Origin of the sequence: Streptomyces sp. NPDC005648, assembly GCF_040605395.1 — a bacterium.
Classification (GTDB): Bacteria; Actinomycetota; Actinomycetes; order Streptomycetales; family Streptomycetaceae; genus Streptomyces.
Genome location: NZ_JBEXCS010000041.1, coordinates 36,321 through 60,480, shown reverse-complemented (window position 1 = coordinate 60,480; position 24,160 = coordinate 36,321). Strand labels below are relative to the sequence as shown.

Sequence of the window (24,160 nt, the reverse complement as noted above, 5' to 3'; positions counted from 1 at the left end):
AAGGCCGGGCGGCGCCGTCGCACCGGCGGTTCGGGGTCGTGACGTGCCGGTCCTCAGCCGGCGTATGACGCGAAGATCTTCGCGAACTCGTACGGCGACTGCGGGATGTTGGTGCACTGGTACAGGGCGCCCGTGCAGGCGTTGCGGTCCCGGGTGGCCTCCCAGAAGGCGAGTTCACCGAGGTGCCTGCCCTGGGCGAAGGCGACCAGCTGGCGGGCGTCGGCCTGGTCGTAGACATGGCCGTCGTCGTTCTGCCCGAGCATCGGTGTCACTCCGACCATGGCCCACACCTGGGCGTCGGTCCTGGCCGGGTAGAGCGACTTCAGCTGGGTGAAGGTGCTCTGGGCGGCCTGGACGGCCGCGTCGCCGTAGTCGATGCCGCGGTAGTAGTCCATGGCCATGACGTTCACCACGTCGAGGTCGACCCCGGCGTCGCGCGCCGACTTCACCACGTTCAGGCCGTCCGAGGTCAGGCCCTCCGGGAGGACCGGCAGGGTCAGCGAGATCCGCAGCCCGGGGTGGGCCTGCTGGAGGCGGGCCAGTGCCTGGGAGCGGCGGGCGACGGAGGCCGGGTCCGCGGTGGCCGCGCCCTCGATGTCGAAGTCGACGTACTTCAGTCCGTACGCGGAGACGACCGCGTCGTACTCGGTGTACAGCGCGTCCACCGATCCGCAGGCCTGGGCGAGTTCGATGCCGCTCGCACCGCCGAAGGAGACCTTGACGTCTCCGCCGGCCGCCCGGACGGCGTCGATCTGGTCCTTGGCCCAGCCGTCGCGCGGGTCGTAGGCGTTGAACCACATCGCCTTGCAGCCCGAGGCGGTGATGAAGGCCATGGTGTAGTTCTTCAGCCCGCTCGCGGAGGCCATGGCGGGCATGCTCGGCGTGGGCCACGCGCCCATGTCGACGTAGGGCGCGGTGGCCAGGCCGGCGCCCGGCTGCTGGCCGCCCGTGGAGGTCGTGCCGCTGACCGCGGCGCTGTAGGCGGACACGTTGCCGGCCGCGTCGCGGGCCCGGACGCGGAAGGAGTAACCGGTGCCGGACTGCAGTCCGGTGGCCGTGTAGGAGGTGGCGGTGGTGGAGACCGGGCTCGCGCCGTCGCGTGAGATCTCGTAGCCGGCGACGGTTCCGGAGTCGTCGCTGGAGGCGCTCCACCGCACGGTGAGCGTGGAGCCCGTGGCGGAGCCGACGGTCACCTGGGCGGGAACGCTCGGGGGCGTGGTGTCACCGCCCGAACCGCCGGTGCAGGAGGCACCGTTGAGCTTGCAGCCGGTGGGGGTGGCGGTGCCGTTGGAGACCCAGCCGAAGGACGCGGACGCGCCCGGTGCCAGGGTGCCGTTGTACTCGCGGTTCTTGAAGGTGTAGTGGCTGCCGCTCTGGGTGAGCAGCGCGTCCCAGTAGGAGCCGACCGTGGTACCGGAGGGGAGGTCGAACTCGACGCTCCAGCCGGACAATGTCGTGCTTGACGCGTTGGTGATGGTGTACGCGCCCTGGTAACCGCCGTCCCACGTCGACGTCTTGGCGAAGGCGGCGGTCGGTGTGCCGACGGCGGACGCGGGTGGGGCCAGGACGAGCAGGAGGAGCCCCGCGAACAGGGCGAGCAGGGTGGATCGTCTTCGCATGTGCTGCCTCCACTGGGGGGTTGGGCGCCGGACCGGCGCCTGAGGCCGCGCTTCAATTGGTCCATACCAAGTACCTGGCATGTACCTACAGAGCCACGCGCCGGGCGTCAAGCCCTCACGCGATGTGCGAAGCGGCCAGTGCGGAGGCGAGTTCCTCGGTGGCGTGGACGAGTTCGGCGTCCCGCTCGCGCAGCAGACGCTCGATGGCGACGCTGTGGGCGCGGACGGCCTGCCGGGCGGCGCTCTCCCAGGCGATGTGATCGCCGTGGCGGCGGCGCAGTTTGGGGTAGGCGGCGGTCGCGGTCTCCCACTGGCGGGTGACGGCGATGTTCCGCAACAGACGCAGGATCTGGGCCCGGCAGGTGACCTGCGGGCGCTGGGCGAGGTCCCACAGGAAGGGGACGGTGACGGCTGTCGCCTCGTCGACGACGAAGCCGGAGCGGCAGATCCGGTTCTGCAGCCCGTACAGCGCGGTGCGCGCGGCGGCGTCGTCGCCCGAGGCGAGGGCGGCCAGCAGGAAGGGGATGGCCGCCGCGGAACCGGTCGTGTCCTTGATCTCGCGCCACGGCACCCGGGTCACATCGCCGAGCGAGGTGGGCGGCTGTTCGTGCCTCACCGATGAACTCATCGCCTCAGGCCGTCGCCGCGCCCTCGCACCAGCCGCCGCGCCCGGTGGGCAGCATGGCCCAGACGGTCTTGCCCTTGAGGGCGTGGCGGGTCCAGCCCCAGTGCTCGGCGAGCGCGTCGACGATCCGCAGGCCGCGGCCGTGCTCGGAGAGCGGGGCCGGGGTCTGCGGGCAGATCGGCAGGGTGCTGCCGGAGTCGGTGACCGCGCACAGCAGATGGGGGCCGCGCAGGGTCAGCTTCAGCAGGACCTCGGCATCGGACCCTTGGTCCGCGTCGTGCGGTCGGGCGTGCACCAGGGCGTTGGAGACCAGTTCGGACACGATGCTCAGCGCGTCGTCACGCTGCTGGTCCAGGCGCCAGCGGCTGAGGGTGCGTTCGGTGAACTCACGGGCCTGGGCGCACCCCTGACGGGTGCCGGACAGACGCAGCGTGGCGGCGGAGTCGGACAGGGTTGCTGGGTGCGCGGACAACGACACAGCGGCTCCCTGAGAGGAGGTCAGGACGGGCACCGGCACAAGGTCGGTGCCTTGGTTATTATCCATGCCGAGAGCGGTTCCGTGCAATTTCACGGGAAATTGCGTGGCCGCCGGATGGCTCCGCGCAGGCAAGGAGAGTGACGTGCCGTCAGTTCACAACGGGGTACGGGCGAGTTCACTGGGCGTGGACTGGCTCAAGAGCCACCACAGCAACGCCGAGGGCAACTGCGTCGAGGTCGCCGCCCTGCCCGGCGGGGAGATCGCGCTGCGCAACTCCCGTGATCCGCACGGGCCGGCCCTCGTCTACACGCCGGCCGAGCTGGCCGCTTTCCTGGCCGGCGCCAAGGACGGGGAGTTCGATCACCTCGTGTGACCAGGCGCTCGGCACGCGGTTTCCGCCGAGGGGCGCGACAACAGGCCAAGCGATGCGATAATGCACCCTGTTGTCGCCTGCCCACTGGGAGTCAGGATGTCCTCCGAGTCACCGCGCGTCTCCCGACTCGAACCGTATCTGAACAGCACCGAGCCCGCCCCGACGTTGCTGAAGATGCTGGTCGGGGTGCAGCTCGCGGGCATCCGCGAGGACGCCGGACTCGCACAGGAACAAGCCGCCCGCGCCGTGGGGTTCAGCCCGGCCAAGCTCTCACGCATAGAGGCGGGCAAGGGCCGGCGCCCGCCCACCGAGCCCGATGTGCGGGCCCTGCTCGACCTGTACAAGGCGGAGGAGTACGAGGCGTCGGTGCTGCTGCAGTTGCTGCGGCGCGCCGGGGAGCCCGGCTGGTGGCAGCGGTTCGACAAACGGCTGATGCCCGAGTGGTTCGACCGGCTCGTGGGGCTGCAGGAGGCCGCCCTCGCGATCCGTACGTTCGAGATCCAGTACGTGCCCGGTCTGCTGCAGACTCCCGCCTACACCCGTGCCGTGGTGGAGCGCGGGCTGCCCGCCGCCCCGGCCCGCGAGGTGGAGCGCCGGGTCGAACTCCGCACCCGCCGGAGGGAGTTGCTGCAGCGCACCGACGCGCCTCAACTGTGGGCGATCGTCGACGAGTCGGTGCTGCTGCGCGTGCTGGGCAGCCGTGAGGTGATGCGGGAGCAGCTGGAGCACCTGATCGCGATGGCACAGCAGCCGCATGTCACGGTGCAGATCGTGCCGCTGGACGTGACGAACGCGTCCGCGCCGGCCATCCCGGTGACGTATCTGCGCTTCGGCGGCCTGGAGCTGCCCGACGTGGTCTACCTGGAGCACATCAGGAGCGCCACGTTCCTGGAGGACCGGGACGAGACGGAGGAGTACCGGGTGGCCCTGGACCGGCTCGCCGACGAGGCCCTCGATCCGCGCGAGTCGCTGACGCTGCTGCGGGAGACGGCCGAGCGGCGGTACGGGGCCGGATGACCACCGGCCCCGCGACCGGGGCCGCCCCGGCTACCTGATGCGTCCCACTCCGCCGAACTCGATCCACTCCTGGGTGAGTTGGCGCGGAGCCACATCGTTGTCCGGCCGCCAGGTGGACACCTCCACCAGTCCCGGCTCCAGGACGTCCATGCCCTCGAACCACTCGGCGACGTCCCGCTCCTGCCGCACCCGGCCCCAGTGCCCCTGCGTGGCCTGGGCCATGAAGTCGGTGACGAAGTCCCGCACTTCCTTGTCCTCGCTGACCAGCTGACACATCACCAGACAGCTGCCGGGCACGAGGCGTTCGACCACCCGGCCCACCACCGCCTGCGGTCCTTCGCTGTCGCTGTCGGGGATGCAGTGGAACACCGAGTTGAACAGGACCGCCACCGGCTGCGAGAAGTCGATCAGCCGCTCAGTGTCGGGGTGGGAGAAGATCGTGTCGGTGTCCCGCATGTCGGCCTGGATGACGGCGGTGCGCTCGTTCTGCTCCAGCAGGGCCCTGCCGTGGACCAGGACCATCGGGTCGTTGTCGACGTAGACCACCCGCGAGGCCGGGTCGATGCGCTGCGCCACCTGGTGCACGTTGTTCTGGGTCGGCAGCCCCGAGCCGTGGTCCAGGAACTGGCGCAGGCCGAACTCCTGCGCCAGGGTCCCCACCACCCGCTGCAGGAAACGCCGGTTGTTCAAAGCCAGCGCCCGGGTACTGGGGACGACCTTGTCGAGTTGCTCGCAGGCGGCGCGGTCGACGGCGTAGTTGTCCTTGCCGCCCAGATAGTGGTCGTACATGCGCGCGGCCGTGGGAACCGTCGCATCGATCTCGGTCGACATCCGCTTCCCGGACACCATCGTCTCCCCCACTCCCGCACCGGGCCCGACGCACCGGTGCACCAGGCAATACATCCTAGGGACAAGGCAGTTGGCCGACCACCGACTCGATCGATCCGTTCACCCCTTCCGGGGGCGCGTCATGCCGGCTCCCCCTCCGTGACCGAGGGACCCTCACGGTCGTCCGACGCGAAGTCGACGACGGTCCGCGTGCCGCCGGCCCAGTCGACGGTGACGGCGAGATCCTCCGCGAAGGCGGTGGCCTGCCCGGACAGCGCGGCCGGGTCGGGTTCGCCCGTCAGGGAGGCCAGCGCCACGAAGACCGTGCCGACGCCCGGCTCCCCCACCGTTCCGGTCAGTTCCGGGACCACGGCCCAGGGGCCGTACGCCGTTCCCTGCGGAGCGCGGACCACCCGCTGGGTCCGCCAGCCGTACAGGCCGCACAACTGGCTCGACACCTCCGCACCGTCGAGACGCAGTTCAGCGCCCCCACCGATGTCCACGGCGGCTTCGGGCTCCATGGCCACGGCCCAGCCGCTGTGGTGGAGGGGCGTACCCGGCGGGACGCCGACCGTGCGATGGACGCGCAGTTCGAGTCGGCCGCGCACGAGGGTCAGGCTCTCGATCCTGGCCGACGGGAGGACGGGGCCCGTCCCGGGGAACACGGGACGGTGCCAGGAGGCGAGCCAACGGGCGCCGTGTGCGAGGGGGTTGACGCGTGTGCGGGCGCTGCGGGTGCCACGGACCTCGAGCGCGATGTGGTTGTCGGGGGTGTTGGCGGCGCTGGTCGGGCCGGTTCGCGTGGAGTAGGCGAGGCGGGCGTAGAGCGGGTTGCCGGGAGCGCGTTCGGGTTCGCGGGAGTCGACTTTGTGGCTGCCGTGGTTGTGCAGGCGGGTCAGTCCGTCGGCGCCCGTGGTCTGGATGAGCAGGCCGGGGGCGGGGAGGGCGAGGGCGCGGTCGGGGCCCTCGGCCGGCGCCTTCTCCTCGGTCGCTGTCCACACCGGGTGCCCGGGTGGGAGCAGCAGGCCGAGGAAGCCCTTCGAGGCCCAGTACGGGGAGCCGGGCCCGGAGTAGGGCTGGAGGGTCGCTTCGTGCGGGCCGTACCAGCCGAGGCTGAGGATGCCGTCCGGGGTCGTGGCGCCGCGGTCCAGGAAGTGGCGCAGTGCGCCGCTGAGGACGCGGCGGGTGGCGCCGGGGGCGAGCGGTGTCGCGTCGGTGAGGGCGCCGAGGGCCACCGCGGTGACGGCGGCGAAGCGGTACGTCAGGGAGCGGCCGTGGTGGATGGGGGCGCCGTTCGCGTCGAAGAGGAGGGCGAAGCCGTCGAGGAACTCCCGTAGCCGCGGGCCGAGTCGGTCGAGGAGCGTGCGGTCACCGGCGAGGTGGGCGTGGAGCAGCGGGTAGAAGTGCAGGGCCCAGCTGTTGTAGTGGTCGAAGGCGCGGCCGTCCCCGTCGGAGTACCAGCCCTGGCCCCGGTACCAGCCCTCCAGCAGGCCCAGTCCGCGGTCGACGGCGTTCCCTGTCTCCGCGTCACCGCGGCCCACGGCCTCCAGGAAGCCGGCGACGGTCAGCGGGAAGAGGTACCAGTTGTTGGGGGCGGGCGTGTGTCTGAGCGCGCCCCGCAGCCACCGCTCGACGCGGTCCTGGTCGGCGGCGGGGAGTGTCTCCCACGTCCAGGGCGCGGTCAGCCGCAGGGCCAGCGCCACGGAGGCCGACTCCACCATCGGCTGGCCCTGGATGCCGTGATGGCCGATCTCCGGCCAGGACTCGGCGTCGTCGCGGCCGGGGGTGCGGGTGCCGCGTGCGAGTCCGGCGGTGTAGCGCTCCAGGAAGCCGTACGGATCCTTGCCGGCGGCTCCCGCCGTACGGAACGCGGCGAGCAGGAACGTACGGGCGAAACCCTCCAGTCCGTCGGAGCGGACCCCCGACCGGGACGGCCGGCCGGGCAGGTCGATCAGGGCGTGGCCGGGGGTGGCGTAGCGGAGGGCTGCGGTCAGCAGGCCGTCGGCGGCGGCTTCCCAGTGGGCGCGGGTGTAGCCGGTGTGCGGGCTGAGGGTGCGGTCGTCCGGCGGGAGGTCGAAGGGGTCCTCGGGCATGACGGGGCCTCTCCTGTTCGTGACGGCGGGGCGGGCTCAGGCGAGGCGGGCGAGGGTTTCGGGGCGGACGGGGTGGGTGAAGGGGCGGCCGTGGACGTACGACTCGACCTCCGCCAGCGCCAGATCGGCGAGGCGGCGCAACTCGCCGCCCTTGGAGCCGGCGATGTGCGGGGTGATCAGGACATTGGGGCGGTCGAAGAGGGGTGAGTCCGCGGGGAGTACTTCGGGGACCGTCACGTCCAGGATCGCGTTGAGGCGGCCGGACACCACCTCGTCGGTCAGGGCCTTCTGGTCCACGACGGCGCCACGCGCGGTGTTGATCAGGGTGGCGCCGGTACGCAGCCGGGCCAGCAGCTCGCGGCTGACCAGGCCGCGGGTCTCGGGCAGCAGGGGGGTGTGCACACTGACCACGTCGCTCCCGGCGAACAGCTCCGGCAGGCCCACCGGCTCCGCGCCCAGGTCGCGTGCCTCGGTGTCCGAGACATAGGGGTCGTGCAGGAGGACGTCGAGGTCGTGGTGGCCGAGCAGGTCAATGACCCGGCGTCCGATGATCGAGGCGCTCAGGATGCCCACGGTGCGGCGGTAGTTGCCGGCGCCGGGGAAGCGCTCGTTCCAGTCGACGCGGCGGCGCTCGGCACGGTAGGCACGGGCCGTGTCGAGGACGCGTTTGTTGGCGAGCAGGATCATGGCGAGGGTGTACTCGGCGACGGGGACGGCGTTGGCCGCCGCGGCCGAGGACACCGTGAGGCCGCGTCCCCAGCAGGCGGGCGTGATGTGGTGGCGTACGGTGCCGGCGGTGTGGACGACCGCCTTGAGCAGGGGCGCGGCGTCGAGGGCCGCTGCGTCCACGGGCGGACAGCCCCAGCCGGTGATGAGGAGTTCGGCGTCGGCGAGCGCACGGCGCGCGGTGGGGGTGGTGAGGTCGTCCAGGACGAGGTCCGGGTCGATGTCGGTGAGGGTGGCCAGCCGGGATCGTACGTCCGCGTCGAGGACCTGTCGCGCGGTCCTGCGGGCCATGGCGAGCACGGCGCGCGGACGGCGGAACACGCCGTCGGGGTCGGTCACTTGACACTCCCCGCGGTCAGGCCGGACTTCCAGTAGCGCTGCAGCGTGAGGAACGCGACGATCAGGGGGACCACGGCGAGCAGCGAGCCGATGACGACGAGCGGGTAGTACTCGGGCGAGACGGTGGCGGAGCTGTTCCAGGTGTAGAGGCCGAGGCTCAGCGGATACAAGTGCTGGTCGGAGAGCATCACCATCGGCAGGAAGAAGTTGTTCCAGATGGCGGTGAGCTGGAAGAGGAAGACGGTGACGAATCCGGGGCCGAGCATGCGCAGGCTGACGCGGAAGTAGGTCTGCAGTTCGCCCGCGCCGTCGACGCGGGAGGCCTCCAGGACCTCATCGGGTACGTAGCCGCTGGACAGCAGGCGGGCGAGGTAGACCCCGAAGGGGTTGAACAGGACCGGAACGAAGACCGCCCAGAAGGTGTTGACCAGGCCGATGCCGGAGGCCACCAGGTAGAGCGGGAGGGCCAGCACCGTCGGCGGGACCATCACACCGGTCAGGACGAGCCCGAACAGCTTCTCCTTGTGCGGGAACCGGTACTTGTCGAAGGCGTACCCGGCGGCGACGCTGATCAGCGAGCCGGTGAACGCGCCGAGGACCGCGTACAGCAGGCTGTTGAGGTACCAGCGGCCGTAGACACCGTCCTCCATGGTGAACAGGGCGCGCAGGTTGTGCCAGAGGGCGAAGTCCCGTGGGGAGAGGAGGTCGCTGCCGAAGAGCGCGTCGGCGTTCTTGGTGGAGGCCAGCAGCAGCCACAGGGCCGGCAGCAGGGTGTACAGGGCCGCGATGACGACCACGGTGTTGGCGACGGCCCGGCTGGTCAGACGCCTGCCGGAGGTTTTCGCGGAGGGTGCGAGCGCGGTCATCGGGCACTCCGTTCCTGGCGGCCGGACCATCGGGTGACGGCGTAGGAGAGGGCGCAGGTGACGATCAGGAGGATGACGGAGGCCGCCGAGGCCAGTCCGTAGTTGTTGCGGCGGAACGCGGCGTCGTAGATGTACATGTTGGGGGTGAAGCGGGAGTTGACCATCGGGGTGGCCTGGTTCATGAGCATCGGCTCGGTGAACAGTTGCAGCGCGCCGATCAGGGCGAACATGCAGACCATGACGACCGAGCCCCTGATGATGGGCACCTTGACCATCAGGGCGGTACGGATGCCGCCGGCGCCGTCGATGCGTGCCGCCTCGACGACCTCGCGGGGCAGGGCCTGGAGAGCGGCGTAGAAGATCACCATGTTGTAGCCGAGGCCGCTCCACAGCGCGATGTTGACGATGGAGGGCAGCACGGTGTGCAGGCCCAGGAAGTCGACCGTGATGTCGGCCCGGGCGAAGAGCCGGATGACCGGGCTGAGGCCGGGTGTGTAGAGGTAGAGCCAGATGACGGCGGCGATGATGCCGGGCACCGCGTGGGGCAGGTACAGCAGCATCTGGGCGGTGCGCCGCAGCCGCACCAGTCCGGAGTCCAGCAGCAGGGCGAGCGCGAGGGCGCTGACCACGACCACCGGCACGAAGATCACGCAGTACAGGGCGATGACGCCGAAGCCGGACACGAAGCTCGGGTCGGTCAGGACCGCGAGGTAACTGCGCAGGCCGGTGAAGACGGTGGTGCCGCCGCCGAAGCCGAGTCCGTGGTGGTCCTGTGAGAAGAGGCTGAGGCCGATGGCGTAGGCGACCGGGACCAGGAACACGGCGACGAGCAGGGCCGTGAACGGGGCCAGGAGCGTGGCGCAGGCCAGCATCTGCTGTCGGCGTCCCGCCGCGCGGGGCCGGGACGCGTTCGCCGCCCGCGCCTGCGTACCCGTCCGCTTGCGGGCTTCGCCTTCGGAGATCACTGTGCTCACGGGTGCCCCTCAGTGGGTGGTGACCGACAGGCCGAGGCTCTTGAGGTCGGGGAGTGTTCTGCGCTGTCCTTCGCGCAGCGCGCCGATGATGGTGCCGCTGCCGGCTCCGGCCCTGGCGAAGCCGTCCTCGACGGAGGTGATGGTGGAGGTCATGCGCGGGCCCCACTTCCACCGGGGCGAGATGAGCGCGGCCTGCCGCTGGAAGAGGCCGAAGATGTCCTGGCCGGAGTAGTAGCTCGTGTCCATCTCCTTGCGGGCGACGGGGACGAGGGAGGGTACGGCCGGATAGGCGCTGCTGATGCCGCTGGAGAGCTTGGCGCGCAGGGCGTCGGGACTGGTGACCATCCAGGTGATGAAGTCCAGTGCCTGCGCGGGGTGGTCGCTGTCCTTGGTGACGACGAAGGTGGATCCGCCCTGCGTGCCCAGGGACGGCTCGGCCGGGTCCCACTGCGGAAGCGGCGCGATGGCCCATTTGCCCTTGCCGTCGGGGGTGGAGTTCATCAGCGAGCCGGCCGCCCAGGCGCCCGCCGTGTAACCGACGGTCTCGCCGCTGCGCAGATGGGCCCGCCACTGCTGGCTGTCCACGGGTTCGACGCGTACGAGGTCCTGGTCGACCAGGCGCTGCCAGTACGCGGCGACCTTGCGGGTCGGGGCGTCGGCCATGGAGATCCGCCAGGTGTCGTGGGAGGTGCGGAACCACTGACCGCCGGCCTGCCAGGAGAACCCGGCCATGTGCAGGGAGCCATTGGTGAAGAAGCTGGCGATACGGGCCCTGGGCTGTGCCTTCTTCAGTGCGCGGGCCGAACTCTCGAACTGGGCCCAGGTCCTGGGGACCGGGATGCCGTACTGGGCGAAGACGTCCTTGCGGTAGAAGAACAGCATCGGCTCGATGTCCACCGGCACGGCGTAGGTGTGCCCGGCGAGGGTGGTGAGGTCGAGGGCCTGCGGGAGGATCTTGCGGCGCACCGGGTCGGGCAGCAGTTCGGTGAGGTCGCGGGGCACGCCGTCGATGGCGAAGCCGGGCAGCTGCGGGTACTCGATGGTGGCGACGTCCGGGGCGTTGCCGGCGCGGGCGGCGTTGCTGAGTTTGGCGTAGCCGCCCTGGGCGCCGGAGGGGACCTGCTGGAAGTCGACCCTCACCCTGTTCTGGACGCGGTTGTACTCGTCGACGACCTGCTGGGTGCCGCGCAGTGCCGACCAGAAGGTGAGGTGGATCCGCCGTCCGTCCCGCGCGGTGCCGCTGCCGCTCCCGGTGTCGGTGGAGCAGGACGTCAGGAGCAGGGCGAGGACGGCGAGCAGCGCCGTGCCGGACGCATGGACGAGTCGCTGACCAGGCATGGGCCCTCCCGCGTCGGTGCTGGGGTCATGGGCATCCTGATCGCTCGCCGAAAAAGGCGTCAAGACAACGAACAGAAGAAACTAAAACGGTCAAACGATCAGACCTTCTTCGCCGTGGACTGTCTGATCACGAGGTCCGGCAGCAGTTCCACATGGCGGGGCGGTCCGGGACGCAGTCCGTCGCGGTCACCGGTGAGCCGGCGCAACAACAGGTCCACTCCGGTGCGGCCGAGCTCCGCCTTGGCGGGGGCGACAGCGGTCAGCGGGACGGGCCCGAGGTCGGCGACCACGTCGTTGTACGCGACCACCGAGCAGTGTCCGGGCACGCTGATCCCCGCCGTCTGCAGGCCCTGGAGGAGGACCAGGGCGTCCATGTCGCCGTGGATCAGCACCGCCGTGGCACCGGTCTCCCCGATCACCTGCGCCAGGTCCACGGCCCGGGGGTCGGCGAGACGCGGATCGGGGCCGGCCGTCGGCGAGCTGAGGATCGTACGGCAGCCTTCGACGAGCCCCCGGGCCGCGGTCTGCTCGGCGAACTGGGTGCGGATGACCCGGGCCGTGGGACTGTCGTCGCGTGCCGCGAGGACGATCCGCCGGTGGCCGAGGGCGACGAGATGCCCGAGGGCCAGGTGGACGCCGTAGGCGTGGTCCGTGCGCACGCAGTCCACCCCGTAGATCGCGCTGGTCCGCTCGGGGCGGCGCTCGACGAGCACCGTGGGGACGTCCAGCGCGGACAGCCAGGACTGGTCCGCGGTCTCCGCCTCCCGGGTGCGCCAGTGCGGGGACAGCAGCAGCCCGCGAGCGCCTGCCTCCAACGCCTGACGCACCGCGTCCCGCTCCGCCCCGGGGTGACCCGCGGCGATGTGCAGGGCGAGGCGGACGCCGGCCCTCTGGGCGGCCTCCCGGGCGCCCTGAACGGCCTCGGTGAGATATGTGTTGCTCTCGGGGACCACCATGGCGATCGCCTCGCCGCCGCCGGCGGCGGTCCTCTCGGGCACCGGTCGCAGCGAACGGGCCACGCCGTGCCCCCGGCGCAGCTCGCCCCGCCGGGCCAGTTCCTCGACGTCACGGCGCACCGTGACGACGGAGACGCCCAGTTCGTCGGCCAGATCGGTGATGCGGGCCATGCCCCGCTCCCGCACCGACTCCGCGATGCGCCGCTGTCGCTTCTCCGCCGGTTCCCGCATGGCCCCACCGTTCCCGTGCACACGATCGCTTCTCGGCGATGTGCCGATGATAGCGATCAATCGATCAGAGGAGGGGAGTGGAGGGGAGGGAAGCGGAGGGAAGCGGGCGCCAGGGCACGGCATTTACTAACAATTGATTGAGCAGTCCAGACTGATAAACCTACTGTTGGTACTCATGAAGGTGGATGCAGAAGTACTCGCGTCCGAACTGCGGCTCGCCGTGGGACGGGTGACACGGCGGCTGCGTCAGGCCCACGCCGTGGGGGACGTCTCCCTCTCCGGGGTCTCGGTGCTCGCGCGGCTGGCCCGTGACGGCTCGGACTCGCCGACCTCCCTCGCCGAGATGGAGCGGGTGCGCCCCCAGGCCATGGCGAGCACGCTCGCCCTGCTCGAACAGCGCGGACTGGTGCGCCGCAGCCCCGACGCGGCGGACGGGCGGCGCTCCATCGTGGCGGTGACCGAGCAAGGGCGTGCCGTGCTGGCCGAGCGCCGCTCCGAATCGGTGCAACGCCTCACCGCCGTGCTCGACGACTTCACCGCCGAGGAGCGCGCCACACTCGCGGCGGCCCTGCCCCTGCTGGACCGGCTCGCGGAGCGGCTGTGAACAGGAACACTCCCCCGGGCCCCGGCTACAAGTGGGTCGCGCTCTCGAACACCACGCTCGGCGTCCTGATCGCCACCATGGACGCGTCGATCGTGATCATCTCGCTGCCGGCGATCTTCCGCGGTATCGGCCTCGATCCGCTCGCGCCGGGCAACATCGGCTATCTGCTGTGGATGATCCTCGGCTATCTGCTGGTGTCGGCGGTGCTCGTCGTCGTTCTCGGCCGGCTCGGCGACATGTTCGGCCGGGTACGGATCTACAACCTCGGCTTCCTGATCTTCGCGTGCGCCTCCGTCGCACTCTCCCTCGATCCGTTCCACGCCGGTGCGGGTGCGATGTGGCTGATCCTGTGGCGCATCGTGCAGGCCTTCGGCGGCTCCATGCTCACCGCCAACTCGGCCGCCATCCTCACCGACGCCTTCCCGGCCCGGCAGCGCGGCATGGCCCTGGGCATCAATCAGATCACCGCGCTCGCCGGGCAGTTCCTCGGGCTGCTCGCGGGCGGGCTGCTGGCCGCCGTCGACTGGCGCGCCGTGTTCTGGGTGAGCGTCCCGGTCAGCATCACCGGCACCGTCTGGTCCTACCTCAGCCTCCGGGAGACCTCGACGGGCCGTCCCGGCCGCGTCGACCGGCTCGGCAACCTCACCTTCGCCGCCGGCGCCGGCATCCTGCTCGCCGCGATCACCTACGGCATCCAGCCCTACGGCGGCGACGCCACCGGTTGGACCAACCCATGGGTCCTGGCGGGCCTGACCGGCGGCGTCGTACTGCTGCTGCTCTTCTGCCATGTCGAGACACGCGTCGCCGACCCCATGTTCGACCTCGGGCTGTTCAGGATCCGGGCGTTCGCCGCGGGCAACGTGGCCGCGCTGCTGACCGCGATCGCCCGTGGGGGGCTGCAGTTCATGCTCATCATCTGGCTCCAGGGCATCTGGCTGCCCCTGCACGGCTACGACTTCGAGGACACCCCGCTGTGGGCGGGCATCTTCATGCTCCCGCTCACGCTCGGCTTCCTGATCGCCGGTCCGCTCTCCGGCTATCTGTCGGACCGCTTCGGCGCACGCCTGTTCGCCACCGGCGGTCTGGCCCTCGTCGCCTGCTCGTTCCTCGGGCTGCTCGCGCTGCCCGTCGACTTCGACTACGGGCTGTTCGCGGCCCTGTTGCTGCTCAACGGACTCGGTCAGGGCATGTTCTCCGCGCCCAACACCTCGTCCATCATGGGCAGCGTGCCGGCCGAGTACCGGGGTGTCGCCTCGGGGATGCGCTCCACCTTCCAGAACTCCGGCACCGCGCTGTCCATCGGCGTGTTCTTCTCACTGATGGTCTCCGGGCTGGCCTCCTCCCTGCCGGGAACGCTGAGCCATGGACTCCAGGCCCACGGTGTGCCGGCCGGCGCGGCCGAGCAGGCGGCCGCGCTGCCGCCGGTCAGCACGCTGTTCGCGACCTTCCTCGGCAACAACCCGATCGAGCACCTGCTCACGTCGCAGGGCGCCCTCGACCACGTCTCCGCGTCCCAGCGCGCCGCCCTGACGGGCCACACCTTCTTCCCGCAGCTGGTCTCCGGGCCGTTCCACCACGGTCTGACCATCGTGTTCGGTGTCGCCGCGGGCATGGCCGTGGTGTCCGCCGTCGCCTCCGCGCTGCGGGGCGGACACCAGGCCGACGCCGACCGCCCCGGCCCCCGTCGAGGGAACCGAGGGACCACGGCGTCCCGGTCAACGCCCGTCAGGCAACAGCCTCCGAACGCCGGCTGAGAAGGGTCAGGAGGGCCACGCCGAGGTCAGCTGGTCCTTGAAGAACACGCTGGCCTCGAACGAGTCGGGACTGGTGCTGGTGATCTTGTCGGAGAAACCGAAGGCAAGCCGCGGGCCACTGGAGCTCCGCCAGACGGCTATGCCCTGGGGTTCACGCCCGGGCAAGGAGGCGCCGGCCGTCGTCGAGAATTTCCAGCGGTACGCACTTCCGGGATCGTTCATGTCGATGCAGATGATGTACGAGGGCGGGGTGGAGTCGCTGCTCGAAGGTGGTCCACCGAAGAGCAGGTAGGCGTATTGCCCGTACGCGGTGATGCCCTGGAACAGATCGCTGTCGGTCAGCCCGAGTTCGGCGTTGGTGGGAATCGCGCGCTCCAGCAGGCGCTTGGAGATAACGCCCGAGGACACCACCTGGGACAGGTCGAACAGCGCCAGACGCCAGGGGGTCGTCGTACCCATGTACCGAATGAGAAGCCGGTTGTTGTAGGGATCGATCGCCGGCCGGGGACAGTCGACGAAGGTCGCGACGTCGACCGTGAACACCTTGAGATACTGCCCGCCGGGATTGAAGTAGTCGAGGTCGCCGCCGTCCTTGTACTTGAAGCGGGCGATCTTGTGACTGTTCGGCGGTACAGGCGGCGTGACATGGGGATTCGCGCTCTCCCAGTCGCCTGCCACCCAGATGTAGGGGGATCCGTCGGTGTCGGGCTCGACTCCGATGGACGAGCCGTGGTCGAACGCGTGAATAGCCATGGCTCCGAGCACATTGCCCGAGAGGTCGGTCCTCGTCACCCACAGGTCGCCGGTGTCACTGCCCACTTTGGTCTGCACGAAGTAGATGTGCCCGTAGACGTGATCGTAGGCAAACGACTGCATTGCCCAGTAAGGCTGATGAAGCGTCTGCCGCAAGACGGGATTACCGCCGGTTCCGTCGAGCTTGAAATGCAGGGTCTCATCCACAACGGCGTCGGCCGTTCCCGCCGCCGCCAGGGAGAGTCCGCCGGTCGCGGCGGCGACGGTCAACGCCGCGCTGCCACGGAGGAATGCGCGCCGGTTCGTGTGGTGCTTGCCGCTCTCGTGGGCTATGTCGCTCAAATCAAACACTCCAGTTCGCCTGAGAGATTTTGATCAAACTAGCAGTCAGATCACGGTGAGAGGAGTGATGGGACGGAAAGCGGCATTCAACGGGGGCACTACGTAAAGGAATTGCATGGTCCGAACCAAGAACAGGTTTGGTCTAGACCGAAGCATGGACGGGGTGACCGACGCAGCCCGAAGCTGGGTCTCCCCCACCCCCATCGGAGGCACACCGTGAGACGTCTTCGCGCATGTCTCGGCGCAGCCGCTGCCGTCGGGCTCACCGCCGCAGGAACGACCGCCCTCGTGGCGGGCCACGCCTCCGGCGCGACCAGCGCGCTCAGCAACCGCTGGTACGCCGCCGCCCCCTATCTGATGCCCCTCGACAACGATCCCCCGAACGCGACGGCCATCATGGACGCGACCGGCCTCAAGGCCTTCCAACTCGCGTTCGTCCTCGCCCCCAACGGCGGCGGCTGCTCCCCCACTTGGGGAGGCACGGCAGCGGTCTCCTCGGACACCGCCGTCCAGTCCGTCATCAACACGATCCGCGCCAAGGGCGGCGACGTGTCGGTCTCCATCGGGGGCTACGGCGGCACGAAGCTCGGCCAGACCTGTTCCGACGCGGCTGCCACGGCGGCGGCCTATCAGCAGGTCATCACCAAGTACGGTCTCCACGCGATCGACTTCGACCTGGAGGAGCCGGAGTACGAGAACACCGCGGCGATCAAGAACGAGATCGGCGCCGCCAAGATACTCCAGCAGAACAACCCCGGTCTGTATGTCTCCGTCACCACGGCCGGCACGGCCGACGGCACGGGATGGTTCGGCAAGCAGATGCTGCTGGAGGCCAAGTCGCAGGGTTTCACGCCGAACAACTTCTCCATCATGCCGTTCGACGGCGGCTTCAACGGCGCCGCCTCGCAGACCAGCGCGCTCACCAACTTCAACGCCATCCTCCAGTCGACGTTCGGCTGGAACCAGGCGACGGCCTACGCCCACGAAGGCTTCTCCGGGATGAACGGGCGCAGCGACAGCGGTGAGATCTTCAGCCAGAGCGACTTCCAGACCGTGCTGGACTACGCCACCGGCCACAACATGGACCGCTTCACCTTCTGGTCCCTCAACCGCGACCGCCAGTGCGATCCGGTCGACAACGGCGGCCGTACGAGCGGCACCTGCTCCAGCGTGGCCCAGAACTCCTGGGACTTCGCCAAGTACTCGGTGAAGTTCGCGGGGGCCACGCCGCCCACCACGCCCCCCACGCCCACGCCCACCCCCACGCCGACGCCCACGGGGTGCAAGACGGCCTGGAGCTCCTCAGCGGTCTACACGGCCGGCAACGAGGTCTCCTACAACCAGCACAACTGGAAGGCCAAGTGGTGGACCCAGAACGAGGTGCCGACCGCCAATGACTGGGGGCCGTGGCAGGACGAAGGGGCCTGCTGACGGCCCGCGCGGGCGCGTGACCCGCGGGCGCGCGGGCGCGTCTCGGGACGCGGGCGCGCCACTCCGCCCCCCTCATGCTTCCGTGCGCCCACCGGTGTGGCCGGATTCCGATCGGCGGTCGGGCATCCGACCGCACAGTGGGTATCCCTCCAACACGGGTGTACGCGGGCGGAGTTGGGGGGAGCTGGCACTGTGGCGCGCCGATCCAGGACCTTCGGTGGTTCCCAGCGACGGCACGACGTACGCCTGTTGCGGGCCGAAGGCCGTTACGGTCCCAGGTTCCGCGATGTGCTGCCGGCTCTCGTGGCGGTGGTCCTGGTCGTGTGCGCGCTGGTGGCCGCACTGGCCGTGGGCTACCGGGCCGCCGGAATCGGCGTACCGCTCGCGGGAGTTGTGCTTGTGGCCATCGCGGCCACGCTCACCGTCCGGCACCAACGGCCGGGCGTCCGGCGTCGCCTCGGCTACTACACCCCCGACGAACTCCTCGAACTCGACACCCAGGGGCTCGCGTTGGCCGTCGCGCGGATGTTGCGCCGGGACGGATGGCGGGTACGGCTGCTGCCCGCGCCGGACCGGCCCCGGCTGTGTGCCAGGGACCGGGGCGGCCGCCGACTGGACGTGGTCTTCCGGCCGGTGGCGGAGCCCCTGCCCGACGAGGACCCGCCGCATCCCCACCGTCACGGTGCGGACGCGGCGTCACCTGTTCAACTGGTCGTGCACCGGGGGACGTTCCGCGCACGGGACGTCCGCTGGGCACGCCGGCAGGGCAATACCTGTCTGCTCGACGGATCCGCGCTCAGACGCTGGGCGCAGGGAACCCGTTTCGGCGAGCTGTTCCCGCTCGGGCTGTGACCGGACCGGGTCAGCCGGCGGCGAGGAGCTCGAGGGTGTCGATCACCCGGTTCGAGAAGCCCCACTCGTTGTCGTACCAGGCGACCACCTTCACATGGCGGCCGTCGACGCGGGTGAGGGCCGAGTCGAAGATCGACGACGCCGGGTTGCCGGTGATGTCGGAGGAGACCAGGGGGTCCTCGGAGTACTCCAGGATGCCCGCGAGGGGGCCCTCGGCCGCGGTGCGGTACGCCGCGAGCACGTCGTCGCGGGTCACGTCACGGGCGACCGTGGTGTTGAGTTCGACGATCGAGCCGACCGGAACGGGCACCCGGATGGAGTCACCGGACAGCTTGCCGTCCAGCTGCGGCAGGACCAGGCCGATCGCCTTCGCGGCACCCGTCGTGGTGGGCACGATGTTGATCCCGGCGGCGCGGGCCCGGCGGGCGTCGCGGTGCGGGCCGTCCTGGAGGTTCTGCTCCTGGGTGTAGGCGTGCACCGTCGTCATGAAGCCGTGCTCGATACCGGCGAGCTCGTCGAGCACCGCGGCCAGCGGGGCGAGGGCGTTGGTCGTGCACGAGGCGTTCGAGACGATCGTGTGCAGGGCCGCGTCGTAGGCGTCGGTGTTGACGCCGTAGGCGAGCGTGACGTCGGCGCCGTCCGAGGGGGCGCTCACGAGGACCTTCTTCGCCCCCGCGTCGAGGTGGGCACGGGCGGCCTTGGCCGAGGTGAAGCGGCCGGTCGCCTCCAGCACGATGTCCACGCCCAGTTCGGCCCACGGCAGCTCGGCCGGCTCGCGCTCGGCGAGCACGGTGATGCGGTGACCGTCCACGACGAGGGTGTTGCCGTCGACGGTCACCGGGCGGCCGAGCCGGCCGGCGGTGCTGTCGTAGGCGAGCAGTCGCGCGAGGGTGGCGGGTTCCGTGAGGTCGTTGACGGCGACCACTTCGAGGCCGCTGTCGCGCTCCAGCAGGGCGCGCAGCACATTGCGTCCGATGCGGCCGAATCCGTTGATGGCGATGCGAGTCATCAGTGTCCCTTCCTTCGCCACCAGGCTCGCTCGCCGTGCCGGCCGCGGACAGTGGCGGGAACGCCACGGTTCAAAAGGATCGCGCCACCCCGTCTTCGTCCCCCTGTCCTACTCCCCCTGGGCGAAGGTGCGCCGGTACTCGCTGGGGGTCGTGCCCAGGATGCGGTGGAAGTGCAGCCGTAGATTCGCGCCGGTGCCGAGGCCTACGTCGGCGGCGATCTGCTCGACACTGCGTTCCGAGCGCTCCAGCAGCTCGCGGGCCATGTCGATGCGGGCCCGCATCACCCACTGCATCGGCGTGTACCCGGTCTCCTCGACGAATCGGCGGGAGAAGGTGCGGGGCGAGACCGCCGCCTGCTGGGCCAGTTTCTCCAGGGTGAGGGGCTCGTCCAGCCGGTGCAGCGCCCACTCGCGGGTGGCGGCGAACCGCTCCCCCAGCGGCTCGGGCACACTGCGCGGCACGTACTGCGCCTGGCCGCCGCTGCGGTAGGGGGCCGCGACCAGGCGCCGGGCCGCGTGGTTGGAGGCGGCCACTCCGAGGTCGCCGCGCAGGATGTGCAGGCACAGGTCGATGCCGGAGGCCGCGCCGGCCGATGTCAGCACACTGCCCTCGTCCACGAACAGGACGTTCTCGTCGACCTGGACGAGGGGGTGCCTCGCCATCAGCGCCCGTGTGTAGTGCCAGTGGGTCGTGGCCCGTCTGCCGTCGAGCAGGCCCGTCGCCGCGAGGGCGAAGGCCCCGGTCGAGATCGCGGCCAGCCGGGCGCCCCGGGCGTGGGCGGCCCGCAGCGCGTCGACCACGATGGGCGGTGGATCGTCGCGGTCCGGGAACCGGTAGCCGGGGACGAACACGATGTCCGCCCACGCGAGCGCCTCCAGGCCATGGGCGACGTGGTACGAGAGGCCGTCGCCCCCGGTCACCAGCCCGGGTGCCGCGCCGCACAGCCGTACCTCGTACGGCATGCTCGCGCGGGTCGTGAAGACCTGCGCGGGGATACCGACATCGAGCGGCTTGGCACCTTCGAGCACGAGCACGGCGACACGCCGCAGACGAGAGGCTGACACCCGGCCACGATACGCACCGGACGACCGCCCACCGGGGCACCGCGGACTCGGCCGACCTTCACACGCCAAAGCCACACCGGCGTCACCCCGTTCTCCCGGTCTCCCTCAGGCGGACGTCCCCTTCGTCATCCGGTCCTCGCCCCTCGGCGTACCCGTGTCGTGGGGCGGTTGGAGGCGGTGGGGGTGCTTGCCGCTGCGCGGGCCTGTGCGTCCGGGAGGGTGAAGGCGAAGACCGCGGTCACCGCCGCGAGGGCGGCGAGGGCGAGGTAGGCGTGCTGGTAGGCGGTGATGGGCGGGTTCGCCGCGGCGGCCGCGGGGGTGTTGAGGACGAGGGCCGTGGTCACCATGACCGGTGCGAGGGCACCGCCCGTCTGGCGTACGACGGTGTTGAGGGTCGAGGCCTGCGCCAGGTCCTTCCGGTCGACGGTGGCGAGCGAGGCCACCGTGGTCGGCATGAAGACCCCGCCCATGAAGAGGCCGAGCAGGAACATGTAGGCGCGGAAGGTCCACAGGCCGGTGTGCTGGTCGCAGGTGGAGAACAGCAGCAGCACCAGGCTGACGCCGGCCAGACCGCAGCCGACGATGATCCGGGGGCCGACACGGGCGTAGAGGACTCCCACGACCTGGACGGTCAGCAGGACACCGAAGGCCTCGGGGAAGGTGCTGGTGCCGGATTCCAGGGCGGTACGGCCCAGCCCCTGCTGGAGGAAGAGCGGGCCGAGGAACATCGCGCCCAGCATCGGCACCAGGCCGACGAGGTTGATGAGGTTGGTGTCCCGGAACAGCCGGTTGGCGAACAGGCGCAGCTTCAACAGCGGTGCGGTGGCACGGAGTTGGTGGATCACGGCAACGGCGAGCAGCACCGTGCCGAGGGCGAGGGCGGTGATGACGACGGTGGAGGTCCAGCCGCGGTTGGGGCCCTCGCAGACGCCGAACATGGTGGTGCCCAGCGCCGCCGCGCTCAGCAGCAGACCCGGCAGGTCGAAGCGGGGCGGCCGGTGGCCGCGGTGGGCGGCGAGGCACAGCGTCCCGAACAGCACGGCCGGCAGGCCCACGGGCAGGTTGACGTAGAAGACCCAGCGCCAGGAGAGATGGTCGACGAGCAGGCCGCCGAGGATGGGTGCGGCCGCCGGGGCGATCTGCTGCGGGACGATCATGTAGCGGGCCACGCGCACCTGTTCGGCGGAGTTGAAGGTGGCGTAGAGCAGGGCGGTCGAGGCCGGGAAGAGCACGCCGGCGGACAGTCCCTGGAGCGCGCGGAAGGCGACGAGCTCGCTCAGTGAGGCGGCCGCGCCGCACAGCAGGGACGAGCCGAGGAAGGCGGTGAGGGCGGTCAGCAGGACGCGTTTGCCGCCGAAGCGTTCGACCAGCCAGGCGGAGGCCGGGATGGCCATCGCCAGACAGACCGGGTAGACCACGACCACGCCGTCCAGGGCGGCCGTGGTGAGTCCGAACTGGGCGGCGATCGACGGAAGCGCGACGGTGGTGATCGCCCCGTCGACGATCGCTATGAACGTCACGCTGACGCACATCACGGGGACGACGAGACGCTGACTGAGGCGGCTGAGGCGGAGGGAGGGGACGGACAGGCGGGGAGGACGGAAGAGCGACGGCACATGCTGAGCATACTCACTATGTGAGTGCTCATAGAATGGGGTTTTCGGCGGAACGGGGAACGCTATGGCGGTGCAGGGAAGCAGCGACGTCCTGGTCGACGAGCTCTACGAGACCACTCATCAGCTGCGCGGTTTCGTGGAGGCCCGGCTGCGCAAGGGCGGGGCCTCGGTCGCCCGGCTGCGGGCGATGCGGATGCTCGCGCACGCCGAACAGCCGCTGCGCATGCGGGACTTGAGCGAGATGACCGGGGTCGCCGCGCGGACCACGACCAGCATCGTGGACGGCCTGGAACGCGACGGTCTGGTCGAGCGGGTGCGTCATCCGCACGATCGCCGCGCGTTCCTGGTGCGCCTGACCGACGAGGGTGTGCGGTGCCACCGCGAGGCCGAGGAGGTGGACCGTCTCGCGCTCGCGGAGGCGACCGCCGCGCTCGGGGCCGAGGACCGCGAGCTGCTGCGGGACCTGCTCGCGCGGATCCGTACGGCCACCTCCTGAGGGCCGCCCGTGCCCGCTGCGGCCGGGTGTCAGCGCCTGCGGCCCCGTACGGACCAGCCGCTGCCCACACCGGCCAGGTGCAGGGCCAGCGCGGTGAGACCGAGCAGCATCACATTGGTCGAGGTGAAGGTGTCGTTCGTGGAGATGTCCGCAGCGTTGATCAGGAAGGCGAGAAAGAAGAGGATCGCCGAGATGATCGCCAGCATGGTGTCCGCCCTTCGGCCGGCCGAGCCGCTCGTACCGGCTCCAGTGCGGATGCCCCCGAATGGGACCGTCAGACGTCCTCGACGCTCACCGTCACCGGAGTACCGGCCTCGATCGTGCGGCTGACGGTGCACAGCCGGTCGTGCGAGGTCTTCACCGCCCGGGGAAGAATGGCGCGGGCCCGCTCCGCGCCGTCGCCGTCCGGGAAGGCGACAGAGAAGACGACCGTGAGGTCGGTCATCCGGTTGCCGAGTGCGTCGTCGGTCTTGTGGCCCGTCACCCTGACGGAGAACTCGCTGGGCTCGGCGTGCCGGCTGGTGGCGACGTCCACGTCCACCGCCGTGCAGCCTCCGAGCGCCGCCAGCAGCAACTCCACGGGAGTGAACTCGGCTTCGGTGCCCGGGGCGGAACCGGTACCGAAGGTGATCGTGCCGCCGCGGGTGTTCGTGGCGACGAAGTGTCCGGTACCGGTCCGCTCGACGGTGACGGAGCGCAGAGAGTTTTCGGTCATACGGCGACCCTAGTGCCGTGGCCGCGCCTTCCCCGGGCCGAGCGGCGCCGGACACGTCGGCGGGGCGGGGTGCGCCCTCGCCGGCGTGTCCGGGCTCCGGTCGGTGGCCGTGGTCCCTTCAGTGGCCGTAACCCCTGTCCAGGCGGTCGAGGACCGCCTGGGCCATGGCCGCCTCTCCCTTGGCGTTGGGGTGGGCGGGGGCCGCCGGGGAGGCCGGCTGAAGGGGCTCGATCCAGCGGTCGGCCGGGGACTTGCACATGTCGTGGCCCCGGGTGGGGCCGTAAGTGTCCACGTATTCGGCGTGGTTGAGGGCCGCCGTCACCCGGAGCATCAGGTTGAGGCGCTTCTCCGTGTCACGCAGGTAGGGGAAGTCCTTGGCGGCGAAGGGCACCGAGGGGAAGCAGCCGATGCCGTCGTCGGGCAGGAGGTCCGGGTAACCGACGACCACCACCCGTGCGTGCGGCGCCCGGTGGTGCACGGCCCAGAGCACCTGAGTGATCTTCGGCGCCGTCTTCAGGACGGCGAGCGCCAACTCGTCGTAGCCGGAGGCGTTGTAGTGGGTCTGGCAGGGGTTGCCCGTGAGGTCCGTCGCGGCCAGTTGGGCGCAGGTCGCGATGATGGAGCCGAACCCGACGTCGTTGCCGCCGATCTGGACCGTGACGAGGTCCGTGTTCCGGTTCAGCGCGTCGAGTTGGGGGCCGTTGGTGCCCTGGGGTTTCCACATCTGCTCGGTCGTCGCCCCGGCGCAGCTCACGTCCGTGAGCACGGTCCCCTCGCCCGAAGCCGCCACCAGCGAGGGGTAGTTGTGGTCGGACCGGGCGCAGTTCGCGTCGACCTGGCGCGGTATGACCGGGCCCGAGGTGTAGGAGTCCCCGAGGGCCACGTACTGCCGGTCCTGGTGCCCGCCGGGTGAGCCGTGGGCGACGGCCGGTGTCCCGGCGGCCAGGACCAGCGCGCAGCCGCTCACCGCCGCCGCGCCCGCCCTTGCCCGTCGGCGTCTTCGCGCAACGCCGGCCGGATGCGTGTCACGTTCCATGTAGAGCCTCCTTGTCCGAGCCTC

Annotated in this window: 24 protein-coding genes; 7 read left to right on the top strand and 17 right to left on the bottom strand. The window is 70.6% G+C overall.

The annotated features are described in order from the left end of the window. Positions 1-53: 53 nt before the first annotated feature. The 3 genes from ABZT17_RS23525 to ABZT17_RS23515 form a co-directional block, all read right to left on the bottom strand. Positions 54-1,619, bottom strand: coding sequence for a cellulose binding domain-containing protein (locus tag ABZT17_RS23525; RefSeq protein ID WP_356351532.1), 1,566 nt, complete (start codon positions 1,617-1,619; stop codon positions 54-56). 115 nt (positions 1,620-1,734) lie between these two features. Continuing rightward, positions 1,735-2,235, bottom strand: coding sequence for a hypothetical protein (locus tag ABZT17_RS23520; protein WP_356351531.1), 501 nt, complete (start codon positions 2,233-2,235; stop codon positions 1,735-1,737). 16 nt (positions 2,236-2,251) lie between these two features. Continuing rightward, entirely contained in the window at positions 2,252-2,716 is a 465-nt protein-coding gene (locus ABZT17_RS23515; protein ID WP_356351530.1) for an ATP-binding protein, read from the bottom strand. 148 nt (positions 2,717-2,864) lie between these two features. Between ABZT17_RS23515 and ABZT17_RS23510 the strand changes: the two genes are divergently transcribed. Further along, complete coding sequence (locus tag ABZT17_RS23510) at positions 2,865-3,095, top strand: DUF397 domain-containing protein (RefSeq protein ID WP_356351529.1); 231 nt, start codon at positions 2,865-2,867, stop codon at positions 3,093-3,095. A 96-nt stretch (positions 3,096-3,191) separates the two neighbouring features. Continuing rightward, complete coding sequence (locus ABZT17_RS23505) at positions 3,192-4,112, top strand: helix-turn-helix transcriptional regulator (protein ID WP_356351528.1); 921 nt, start codon at positions 3,192-3,194, stop codon at positions 4,110-4,112. A 30-nt stretch (positions 4,113-4,142) separates the two neighbouring features. Here the strand turns inward: ABZT17_RS23505 and ABZT17_RS23500 are convergent, their stop codons facing one another. The 7 genes from ABZT17_RS23500 to ABZT17_RS23470 form a co-directional block, all read right to left on the bottom strand. Further along, positions 4,143-4,961: an SAM-dependent methyltransferase gene (locus tag ABZT17_RS23500; protein ID WP_356351527.1), complete on the bottom strand. Its 819-nt coding sequence runs from the start codon at positions 4,959-4,961 to the stop codon at positions 4,143-4,145. A gap of 119 nt (positions 4,962-5,080) precedes the next feature. Next, positions 5,081-7,033: a DUF2264 domain-containing protein gene (locus ABZT17_RS23495; protein WP_356351526.1), complete on the bottom strand. Its 1,953-nt coding sequence runs from the start codon at positions 7,031-7,033 to the stop codon at positions 5,081-5,083. A 36-nt stretch (positions 7,034-7,069) separates the two neighbouring features. Continuing rightward, complete coding sequence (locus ABZT17_RS23490) at positions 7,070-8,050, bottom strand: hydroxyacid dehydrogenase (RefSeq protein ID WP_356351548.1); 981 nt, start codon at positions 8,048-8,050, stop codon at positions 7,070-7,072. Between the two features lie 44 nt (positions 8,051-8,094). Continuing rightward, complete coding sequence (locus ABZT17_RS23485; RefSeq protein ID WP_356351525.1) at positions 8,095-8,964, bottom strand: carbohydrate ABC transporter permease; 870 nt, start codon at positions 8,962-8,964, stop codon at positions 8,095-8,097. Continuing rightward, positions 8,961-9,926, bottom strand: a complete 966-nt coding sequence (locus ABZT17_RS23480) for a sugar ABC transporter permease (protein WP_356351547.1) — start codon at positions 9,924-9,926, stop codon at positions 8,961-8,963. The genes ABZT17_RS23485 and ABZT17_RS23480 overlap by 4 nt, the downstream gene beginning before the upstream one ends. Before the next feature lie 21 nt (positions 9,927-9,947). After that, the gene (locus ABZT17_RS23475; protein WP_356351524.1) at positions 9,948-11,276 is read right to left on the bottom strand and encodes an extracellular solute-binding protein; all 1,329 of its coding nucleotides are present in this window, start codon (positions 11,274-11,276) and stop codon (positions 9,948-9,950) included. Between the two features lie 98 nt (positions 11,277-11,374). Further along, complete coding sequence (locus ABZT17_RS23470) at positions 11,375-12,463, bottom strand: LacI family DNA-binding transcriptional regulator (RefSeq protein ID WP_356351523.1); 1,089 nt, start codon at positions 12,461-12,463, stop codon at positions 11,375-11,377. Between the two features lie 175 nt (positions 12,464-12,638). On the opposite strand from ABZT17_RS23470, the gene ABZT17_RS23465 reads away from it, so the two are divergent. Both ABZT17_RS23465 and ABZT17_RS23460 read left to right on the top strand, forming a co-directional pair. Continuing rightward, entirely contained in the window at positions 12,639-13,067 is a 429-nt protein-coding gene (locus tag ABZT17_RS23465; protein ID WP_356351522.1) for a MarR family transcriptional regulator, read from the top strand. Next, positions 13,064-14,821: an MFS transporter gene (locus ABZT17_RS23460; RefSeq protein WP_356351521.1), complete on the top strand. Its 1,758-nt coding sequence runs from the start codon at positions 13,064-13,066 to the stop codon at positions 14,819-14,821. Before ABZT17_RS23465 ends, ABZT17_RS23460 begins: the two co-directional genes overlap by 4 nt. Before the next feature lie 6 nt (positions 14,822-14,827). Here ABZT17_RS23460 and ABZT17_RS23455 read toward each other — a convergent pair whose 3' ends face one another. Beyond that, on the bottom strand, positions 14,828-15,916 hold the full coding sequence (locus ABZT17_RS23455) for a twin-arginine translocation signal domain-containing protein (RefSeq protein ID WP_356351520.1): 1,089 nt from the start codon (positions 15,914-15,916) through the stop codon (positions 14,828-14,830). Positions 15,917-16,132: 216 nt separating this feature from the next. Here ABZT17_RS23455 and ABZT17_RS23450 point away from each other — a divergent pair, with 216 nt between their 5' ends. Beyond that, a complete protein-coding gene (locus ABZT17_RS23450) occupies positions 16,133-17,347 on the top strand; it encodes a carbohydrate-binding protein (protein ID WP_356351519.1) in 1,215 nt (404 codons plus the stop codon). Between the two features lie 192 nt (positions 17,348-17,539). Then, on the top strand, positions 17,540-18,199 hold the full coding sequence (locus tag ABZT17_RS23445; protein ID WP_356351518.1) for a hypothetical protein: 660 nt from the start codon (positions 17,540-17,542) through the stop codon (positions 18,197-18,199). 10 nt (positions 18,200-18,209) lie between these two features. Here ABZT17_RS23445 and gap read toward each other — a convergent pair whose 3' ends face one another. From gap to ABZT17_RS23430, 3 genes are all read right to left on the bottom strand, one after another. After that, a complete protein-coding gene (gap, locus tag ABZT17_RS23440) occupies positions 18,210-19,208 on the bottom strand; it encodes a type I glyceraldehyde-3-phosphate dehydrogenase (RefSeq protein WP_356351517.1) in 999 nt (332 codons plus the stop codon). A gap of 108 nt (positions 19,209-19,316) precedes the next feature. Beyond that, the gene (locus ABZT17_RS23435) at positions 19,317-20,273 is read right to left on the bottom strand and encodes a helix-turn-helix domain-containing protein (protein ID WP_356351516.1); all 957 of its coding nucleotides are present in this window, start codon (positions 20,271-20,273) and stop codon (positions 19,317-19,319) included. A gap of 125 nt (positions 20,274-20,398) precedes the next feature. Next, positions 20,399-21,805, bottom strand: a complete 1,407-nt coding sequence (locus ABZT17_RS23430; RefSeq protein WP_356351546.1) for a DHA2 family efflux MFS transporter permease subunit — start codon at positions 21,803-21,805, stop codon at positions 20,399-20,401. Positions 21,806-21,953: 148 nt separating this feature from the next. On the opposite strand from ABZT17_RS23430, the gene ABZT17_RS23425 reads away from it, so the two are divergent. Then, on the top strand, positions 21,954-22,385 hold the full coding sequence (locus ABZT17_RS23425) for a MarR family transcriptional regulator (RefSeq protein WP_356351515.1): 432 nt from the start codon (positions 21,954-21,956) through the stop codon (positions 22,383-22,385). Between the two features lie 29 nt (positions 22,386-22,414). On the opposite strand, the gene ABZT17_RS23420 is transcribed toward ABZT17_RS23425, so the two are convergent. From ABZT17_RS23420 to ABZT17_RS23410, 3 genes are all read right to left on the bottom strand, one after another. Further along, the gene (locus tag ABZT17_RS23420) at positions 22,415-22,591 is read right to left on the bottom strand and encodes a hypothetical protein (protein WP_356351514.1); all 177 of its coding nucleotides are present in this window, start codon (positions 22,589-22,591) and stop codon (positions 22,415-22,417) included. A 68-nt stretch (positions 22,592-22,659) separates the two neighbouring features. Then, entirely contained in the window at positions 22,660-23,100 is a 441-nt protein-coding gene (locus ABZT17_RS23415) for an OsmC family protein (RefSeq protein ID WP_356351513.1), read from the bottom strand. A 118-nt stretch (positions 23,101-23,218) separates the two neighbouring features. Then, positions 23,219-24,136: an SGNH/GDSL hydrolase family protein gene (locus tag ABZT17_RS23410; protein WP_356351512.1), complete on the bottom strand. Its 918-nt coding sequence runs from the start codon at positions 24,134-24,136 to the stop codon at positions 23,219-23,221. Positions 24,137-24,160: the final 24 nt, after the last annotated feature.